General features: G+C 73.0%; 4 protein-coding genes and 1 pseudogene. 2 read left to right on the top strand and 3 right to left on the bottom strand.

What is annotated here, in order from left to right; translation table 11 throughout:
* Both DBR36_RS13270 and DBR36_RS13265 read right to left on the bottom strand, forming a co-directional pair.
* On the bottom strand, window positions 1-4212 hold a 4212-nt coding region (locus DBR36_RS13270), incomplete at its 3' end, for an ATP-dependent helicase (RefSeq protein ID WP_108320127.1).
* A gap of 59 nt (window positions 4213-4271) precedes the next feature.
* Window positions 4272-4940, bottom strand: coding sequence for an alpha/beta hydrolase (locus DBR36_RS13265; RefSeq protein WP_108320125.1), 669 nt, complete (start codon window positions 4938-4940; stop codon window positions 4272-4274).
* A 120-nt stretch (window positions 4941-5060) separates the two neighbouring features.
* Between DBR36_RS13265 and DBR36_RS13260 the strand changes: the two genes are divergently transcribed.
* Complete coding sequence (locus tag DBR36_RS13260) at window positions 5061-5663, top strand: NUDIX hydrolase family protein (protein WP_108320123.1); 603 nt, start codon at window positions 5061-5063, stop codon at window positions 5661-5663.
* 82 nt (window positions 5664-5745) lie between these two features.
* Window positions 5746-7668, top strand: coding sequence for a M3 family metallopeptidase (locus DBR36_RS13255; RefSeq protein ID WP_108320120.1), 1923 nt, complete (start codon window positions 5746-5748; stop codon window positions 7666-7668).
* A 73-nt stretch (window positions 7669-7741) separates the two neighbouring features.
* On the opposite strand, the pseudogene DBR36_RS18475 reads toward DBR36_RS13255, so the two are convergent.
* Window positions 7742-7947 (bottom strand): annotated as a pseudogene (locus DBR36_RS18475) (threonine aldolase); the annotation flags it as partial.

Below are 7947 nucleotides of genomic sequence, written 5' to 3'. Positions count from 1 at the left end.
GAATTGCGCGGCCCCGAGCTTCTCGATCACGTACCCGCGGCGGCAGTGGCCCGCCTCTTCGAAGCCCGCGAGGATGCGGTACACCTGCGCGAAGCCTCCCGGGACCCCCTCGGACTGCACCGCCCCGCGCGTGACCACACCGTACCGGTCGAGCAGCAGGCTCGCCGTCGCCGTGGCCCGAGCGGCGGGGTCGGGCTCGCGGGCGGGCAGAAGCGACCATCGGCCGCCGAGCGAGGGGGGTCGCGGTGCCGAGGTCGCCCGCGGCATGGCCGCTCCGCGGTACATCCGGGCGCGCGGCGCGCGGCGCGCCACGCGATGCGATTGCCCGCCGCCGCTCAGGAGCGTGCGGACGGGCGCGAAGGTGTCGTTGGTCACGCGGCCGGCCCAGGTCAGCGCCCACAGGGCGTCGTTGACCGACTGCTCGTTCTCGGCGCCGGCCAGCTGCTTCAATTGCGCGGCGAAGTACGCGCCGCCCCCCTCGAGCGCCGCGAGCAGGCGCGCCTCCAGCGAGTCCGGCGCCGGGTCGTCGGCGTCGTCGGGGTCCTGGAGGGTGAAGGGTGCGGCCTCGGCGGGGTGCAGCGCGATCCAGCCGTCCCGACCGGGCAGCGTGCCGTGCCCCGACCACACGACCTCGCCCGTCGCGGTCAGTTCGTCGAGCAGGGCGGGCGAGTAGTCGGACACGCGGGACGGCAGCACGAGGGACTCCCACGCGCTCGCCGGGATCGGCACCCCCGCCAGTTGTTCGATCACGGCGAGCACCCCGTCGATGCCCTCGAGGGGGCGACCGAGGTGCTGCCACACCGGGAGGAAGCGCGCGTACGCGGCGGGGGGAACGGGTTCGACGCTGCCGCGGATCGCCGCGAGCGAGCGCATGCGCAGGCGGCGCAGCACCTCGACGTCGCACCACTCGGTGTCGTCGCCGCGTGCTCCCCCCGACGCCTCGGGCAGGAAGAAGCCGCTCGCCAAGCGCCCCTGCGACTCGAGCCGCTGCAGGGTGAGCCGCGCCACCGCGATGCCCACGCCGAGCCGCTGGGCCACGGCATCCGTCGTGAACGGGGCGTGCGTGCGGGCGAAGCGTGCGACGAGGTCGCCGAGCGGATCGGCGAGGGGCTCGAGGAAGGCGTTCGGGATGCCGACGGGCAGCGCCGCACCCAGGGCGTCGCGCAGGCGCCCGGCGTCTTCGATGCCCGCGGTGCGCGCGACGCCCGCGATCGTGACACGGATCGCCCGCCGCTCGTCGACGAGGGTCGACAGATGCTGTTCGGCCTCGGCGAGGGCATCGCCCTCGGTGTCGAGGCGGGCGGCGACCTCGGCCGCGTCCAGGGGGCCCAGGATGCGCAGCAGGTCGGCCACGCCCTCTACGCCGCGCGCCCGGCGGTCCGGATCGAGGCGCTGGGCCTCGCGCTCGAACTGCGCGATGACGTCGGGGTCGAGCAGCTCGCGCATCTCGACCTTGCCGAGCAGCTCGCTCAGCAGCGCGGGATCGACCGACAGGGCCGCGGCCCGTCTCTCGGCGAGGGGGGAATCGCCCTCGTACATGAAGGCGCCGACGTAGCCGAAGAGCAGGTCCCGGGCGTAGGGCGAGGGCTGCGAGGTCGTGATCTCGACGAGCCGGATGCGGCGCTCGCCGATCTGGCGGGCCAGGCGCAGCAGGGCGGGCAGGTCGTAGACGTCCTGCAGCACCTCGCGCAGCGTCTCGAGGATGATCGGGAAGGCCGGATGCCGTCGGGCCACCTCGAGCAGCTGCGCGGAGCGCTGGCGCTGCTGCCACAGCGGCGACCGTCGGTTGGGGTTGAGGCGGGGCAGCAGCAGGGCGCGGGCCGCGCACTCGCGGAAGCGCGAGGCGAACAGGGCCGAACCGCCGACCTCGTCGGTGACGATCTGCTCGAGCTCGTCGGGTTCGAAGACGAACAGGTCGGCACCGGGGGGCTCGGCCGCGGCGTCGGGGACGCGGGCGATGATGCCGTCGTCGCTGGCCACCGCGGCGCCCTCGACGCCGAGCCGTTCGCGGATGCGGGCGTTGACGGCCAGGGCCCACGGGGAGTGCACCTGCATGCCGTAGGGCGAGTGCAGGATGATGCGCCAGTCGCCGACCTCGTCGCGGCTGCGCTCGACCGTGAGGGTCTTGTCGGTGGGCAGGCTGCCCGTGGCTTCGCGCTGCTCGGCCAGGTAGGCCAGCAGGTTGGTGATCGCGTTGTCGTCGAGTCCGGATTCGCGGAGCCGCTCTTCGGCCTTGGCGCGGTCGACGCCCGCCAGATCGCGCGAGAACTTGCCCAGGGCTTCGCCGAGCTCGGCCGGGCGGCCGATGCCGTCGCCGTGCCAGAAGGGGAGTTTGCCCGGCTGGCCGAACGCGGGGACGACGTTGACGCGGTCATGGGTGATCTCGACGATGCGCCAGCTGGTCGTGCCGAGGGTGAACACGTCGTTGACGCGGGACTCGTAGACCATCTCTTCGTCCAGCTCGCCGACGCGCGCGTTCTGCGACTCGCCCGCCACGAAGACGCCGAACAGACCGCGATCGGGGATGGTGCCGCCGCTGGTCACCGCGACGCGCTGGGCACCGGGTCGACCGGTCAGGGTGCCGGCGTCGCGATCCCACACCAGGCGCGGACGCAGTTCGGCGAACTCGTCGGAGGGGTAGCGGCCGGCGAGCAGGTCGAGGGTCGCCTCGTACGCCGAGCGGGGGAGGGAGCGGAAGGGCGCGCTGCGCTTGACCGTCTCGAACCACTCCTCGACGTCGATCGCGCCCAGTGCCGAGGCTGCGACGGTCTGCTGGGCCAGGATGTCGAGCGGGTTCTGCGGCACCGAGATGGCCTCGATGCGGCCGGCGAGCATGCGCTCGGTGACGACGGCGGTGTGCAGCACGTCGCTGCGGTGCTTGGGGAAGAGGGCCGCGCGGCTGACCTCGCCGACCTGGTGCCCCGCGCGTCCGACGCGCTGCAGCCCCGAGGCCGCGCTGGGCGGGGATTCGACCTGGATGACGAGATCGACCGACCCCATGTCGATGCCGAGCTCGAGGCTGCTCGTCGCGACCACGCAGCGCAGCAGCCCCGACTTGAGCTCGTCTTCGACCTGGGCGCGCTGTTCTTTCGACACCGAGCCGTGGTGCGCCTTCGCGAGGATCGCCGCGACGCCCGCCGAGGCGCCCGCCTGCGCCATGACGCCCGCGGGGACCGTCGGCTCGGGCACATCGATGCCCACGCGCTCGGCGTAGATCTCGTTCAGGCGACCCGTCAGACGCTCGGCGAGGCGACGCGAGTTGGCGAACACGATCGTGGAGCGGCGTTGCAGGATGCGGTCGACGATGGCCTCTTCGACGTGCGGCCACACCGACCCGGCCATCTCGGTGCTCTCGGGGCGCTCCGAGAACCACTCGCCGTCGCCGGCCTCGTCGGGAGCGGGCGAGCCCGGCGGCGGGGGAGGGTTGAGCATGTCGTCGACCGGCACGACGACCGACAGATCGAAGGCCTTGGTCGCCTTCGGCGCGACGATGTCGACCGGCTGCGAACCGCCGAGGAAGCGCGCGACCTCGTCGATGGGTCGGACCGTGGCCGACAGGCCGATGCGCTGAGCGGGGCTGTCGAGCAGGGCGTCGAGTCGTTCGAGGCTGACGGCCAGGTGGGCGCCGCGTTTGGTGGCGGCCACCGCGTGCACCTCGTCGATGATGACCGTGTGCACGCCGCGCAGCGTCTCGGCCGCCTGGCTGGTCAGCATCAGGTACAGCGACTCGGGCGTCGTGATGAGGATGTCGGGCGGATCGGTGACGAGCTTGCGTCGGTCGCTCGAACTGGTGTCGCCCGAGCGGACGCCCACCGTGACGTTCGGTACGTCGATGCCGAGTCGCCGCGCCGACTGGCCGATGCCGACGAGCGGGGAGCGCAGGTTCCGCTCGACGTCGACGCCGAGGGCCTTCAGCGGCGAGATGTACAGGATGCGCGTGTTCGGGGTGGGCGTCTTGCCAGCGGCCGTCCGTTTGCCCCGCGCCTTCGGGGCGGCCTGCGCGACCTCGGGGCCTTTCTCGCGGAACACGCGATCGATCGCGAAGAGGAACGCGGAGAGGGTCTTGCCCGAACCGGTGGGGGCGACGACGAGCGCGTTGCGGCCGGACGACACGGACTCCCACGCGCCCTTCTGCGCGTTCGTGGGCGCGGAGAAGGCGCCGCGGAACCAGTCCTGCGTCGCAGGACCGAACTTCTGCAACACGTCGGCCATGTCGACATCCTCTCCCGGACCTCCGACATCGGGCCGTGGGTTGCGTTCGCCCGCCGCGATCAGGCCTGCGCGTGTGCGTCGAGATCCTCGAGTCGGGCGTCGAGGAACGCGCGGACGTCGTCCAGCTCGTCCTGCGAGATCGAGTGGGTCAGCCCCGGGTACACGCGCCCGCTCAACTCGCTGTGCGCGGGCAGCCACTGGGCCGTCATGTCGACCAGGGCGGTGGGGATGACGTCGTCCGCGGCGCCGCGGCCCCAGAACACCGGGGGGCGCTGCGCGGCCAGCACCGCGTCACCGGGCAGTTCTCCGCCCGCGGCGTAGCCGGCCAGGACGACGGTGAACGCCACGGCCGCGGGGGCGACGCGCAGGGTCTGCAGCGCGACCGCGCCGCCCTGCGAGAAGCCCAGCAATCCCACGGGCGCCGGGCCCACGGCATCCTGCACCCAGGACAGCACCGCGTGGGCGGCCGCCGTGACGGCGTCGGGGTCGCGGCCGTCGAGACCCTCGATCGGGTACCACGACGCCCCCGGCATGGGCCACGGCGGGGCCAGGGGAGCGCGCAGGCTCGCGACCGCGAAGCGCTCGGGCAGGTACGGGACGAGGCCGAACAGATCGTGCTCGTCGGAGCCGTAGCCGTGCAGCAGCACCAGCACCGGTCGGTCGCCGCGCTCGCTGGGCGGCACCGACCAGGGCACCACGGACGGGTCGAGGGACGGATGCGCGCTCATGCCGACATTGTCGCAAAGCCCTCCGACATCGGCGTCGACGGGCGAGACCCGCCGGCGTTGCGCTCGAGCGTTGCGGGGTGCGCGTGCGATATCCGCGGCAGACGTTGATATACAGGGAGCATGCCCGTGCGCACACCCGACCCCGATCCCGGCGACAACGGCGACGAGCGCGAGCCGTTCTCGGCCGCGCAGCCCGGCCCCAACCCCAATCCGGGGTGGCTCAGCGAGGTCGAGCTGGCCGAGGCGCGCCGTCGCCTGCCGATGCTCTACGTCGAGGCGCTGCCGGTGCGGACCGACGGGATGGGGGCCGTGACGCAGGTCGGCATCCTGCTGCGCGCGACTCCGCTGGGCGAGATGACGCGCACTCTCGTCTCGGGGCGCGTGCGCTACGGCGAGACCGTGCGCGACGCCCTGTTCCGCCACCTCGAGAACGACCTCGGGCCGATGGCGTTCCCGCTGCTGCCGCCCCAGCCGACGCCGTTCACGGTGGCCGAGTACTTCCCGCTCCCCGGGGTCAGCGCGTTCCACGACGACCGCCAGCACGCGGTGTCGCTCGCGTACGTCGTGCCCGTCACGGGAACATGCGAGCCGCGTCAGGACGCCCTCGAGGTCACCTGGCTGTCGCCGCAGGAGGCGGCATCCGATGCCCTCTCCGACGAGATGGAGGGCGGCCGCGGCACCCTGATCCGTCTCGCCCTGGCCTCGGTCGGCGCGCTGCGCTGACGGGTCCTCCCCACCCGCCGCGCGCCCTCGGGCCCACGCCGGGGGCATTGCCGGTGTCGGTGGCCGTGCCTAGGGTCGGAGGATGCCGGATTCTCCCCTGGAACCCCTGACCCTGCCCCGCGATCTCGACGGGTGGCGCGCGTTCGCCGACGAACGGCCCCGCGAACTGCTCGACCGCGTCACCGCCATCGATTTGCGCCTCATCGCCGAGACCGCCCTGACGCTGCGCGAGCGACTCTCCCTGTGGAACGAGGCCGACATCGCGCTCGCCGCGGCCGCCGCCCCCTCGCACCTGCTCAGCGAATCCCACCCCGACGAGGGCGTGCGCGACGCGGCCGAGAAGCAGGCGCAGCTCATCGACGCGGAGCAGTCCCGACGACTCCTCGACACGGCGCTGTGGGCCGTCTTCTCCGACGGCGACGACGCGGCGCTCGACGCCGACGAGCAGCGGTTCCTCGCGCAGGTGCGCCGCGACTTCCGGCGCGGGGGCGTCGACCTCTCCGACGCCGAGCGCGACCGCGTGCGCGAGCTCGCCGAGCGCGACACCGCCCTGTCGCTGACGTTCTCGCGCAACATCCGCGAGGGGCGTCGCGAGATCCGGGTCCCGGCGTCCTCGCTCGCGGGTCTGCCGGCCGACTTCATCGACGCGCACCCCGCCGACGCCGAGGGCATGGTCACCCTCACCACCGAGTACACCGACCTCATGCCCGTGCGCGAGTACGCCGGCGATCGTTCGGTGCGGCACGCCCTCGTCGGCGCCTACAACGACCTGGCCTGGCCCGAGAACGAGGCCGTCCTCGCCGAGCTGCTGGCCGTCCGGGCCGAGCGGGCGGCGCTGCTGGGTTACGGCGACTGGGCCGACTACGAGACCGAGACGCGCATGATCGGCTCCAGCGCCGCGGTCGCCGCGTTCCTCGAGCAGGTGGCCGCGGCGGTGGGCCCGGCGGCCGCTGCGGAGTACGACCGCGTCCTCGCGCGCCTGCAGCGCGACGACCCCGACGCCGCGGCCGTCACGATCGCCGACTTCTGGTACGTCCTGGGGGCGCTGAAGCGCGAGGAGTACGACGTCGACGCGCAGCTCGTCCGGTCCTACTTCCGCTTCGACCGCGTGCTCGACGGGGTCCTGGCGACCACCGGGCGCCTGCTCGACGTCGAGTACGTCCCGGTCGACGCGCCCTCGTGGCACGACGACGTGCGCACCTACGACGTGGTGCGCGCAGGCGAACGCCTCGGCCGCATCCACCTCGACCTGCACCCCCGCGACGGCAAGTACAACCACGCGGCGTGCTTCGGACTCGCGCCCGGCATCGCCGGCCGAGCGCTTCCCGAGTCGGTGCTGCTGTGCAACTTCTCGCGCGGCCTGCTCGAGCACGACGAGGTCGTGACGTTCTTCCACGAGTTCGGCCACCTCGTCCACGACATCCTCGGCGGACACCAGAAGTGGGCGCGCTGGACGGGCGTGGCCACCGAGTGGGACTTCGTCGAAGCCCCCAGTCAGCTGCTCGAGGAATGGGCCTGGGATGCCGGGGCCCTGGCATCCTTCGCACGAGACGACGACGGTGAGCCCATCCCCGCCGACCTGGTCGCGCGCATGCGCACCGCCGACGCCTTCGGGCGCGCGCTCGAGGTCACCCGCCAGCTCGGCCACGCGACCACCTCGTACCGCCTGCACGTCGAGCGTCCCGCCGATCTGCGCGAGGCGGTCGACGGCTACTACCGCGCCGCCAGTCCCGTCACGCCCCTCGACGGCTCGCACTCCTATGCCGGCTTCGGCCACCTGACGGGGTACGGCGCGTGCTACTACACGTACCAGTGGAGCCTCGTCATCGCGCGCGACCTGCTGTCGGCTTTCGGCGACGACCTCTTCGACGCCGACACGGCCACCCGGTACCGTCGTGAGATCCTCGAGCCCGGCGGCACGCGGGATGCGCGCGACCTGGTCCGGTCTTTCCTCGGTCGCGAGAGCACCTTCGACGCCTACCGTCGCTGGCTGGCGGGCGAGTGAGACGCAGAGGGCCGCGGCATCCGTCCTCGGATACCGCGGCCCTCGGTGCCGTTCTGGCCCCGCGGGGTCAGGCTCAGGCGCTCGTCTCGCGGGCGATCGCCGCGACGAACGCGTCGATGTCGGACGCGGTGGTGTCGAACGAGCACATCCACCGCACCTCGCGGCGCATCTCGTCCCAGTCGTAGAACCGGAAGCTCCGACGCAGGCGATCGGCGACGCCGACCGGAAGGATCGCGAAGACGCCGTTCGCCTGGGTGGGCTGGGTGAATTCGACGCCCT

The organism is Microbacterium sp. HMWF026, from assembly GCF_003061325.1.
GTDB classification, from domain to species: Bacteria; Actinomycetota; Actinomycetes; order Actinomycetales; family Microbacteriaceae; genus Microbacterium; species Microbacterium testaceum_E.
This window is presented reverse-complemented; position numbering and strand designations above follow the sequence as displayed.

Coding starts and splice junctions, on each gene's coding strand:
- DBR36_RS13260 (WP_108320123.1), top strand. CDS start 5,061: ATGCCCGTGCGCACACCCGACCCCGATCCCGGCGACAACGGCGACGAG.
- DBR36_RS13265 (WP_108320125.1), bottom strand. CDS start 4,940: ATGAGCGCGCATCCGTCCCTCGACCCGTCCGTGGTGCCCTGGTCGGTG.
- DBR36_RS13255 (WP_108320120.1), top strand. CDS start 5,746: ATGCCGGATTCTCCCCTGGAACCCCTGACCCTGCCCCGCGATCTCGAC.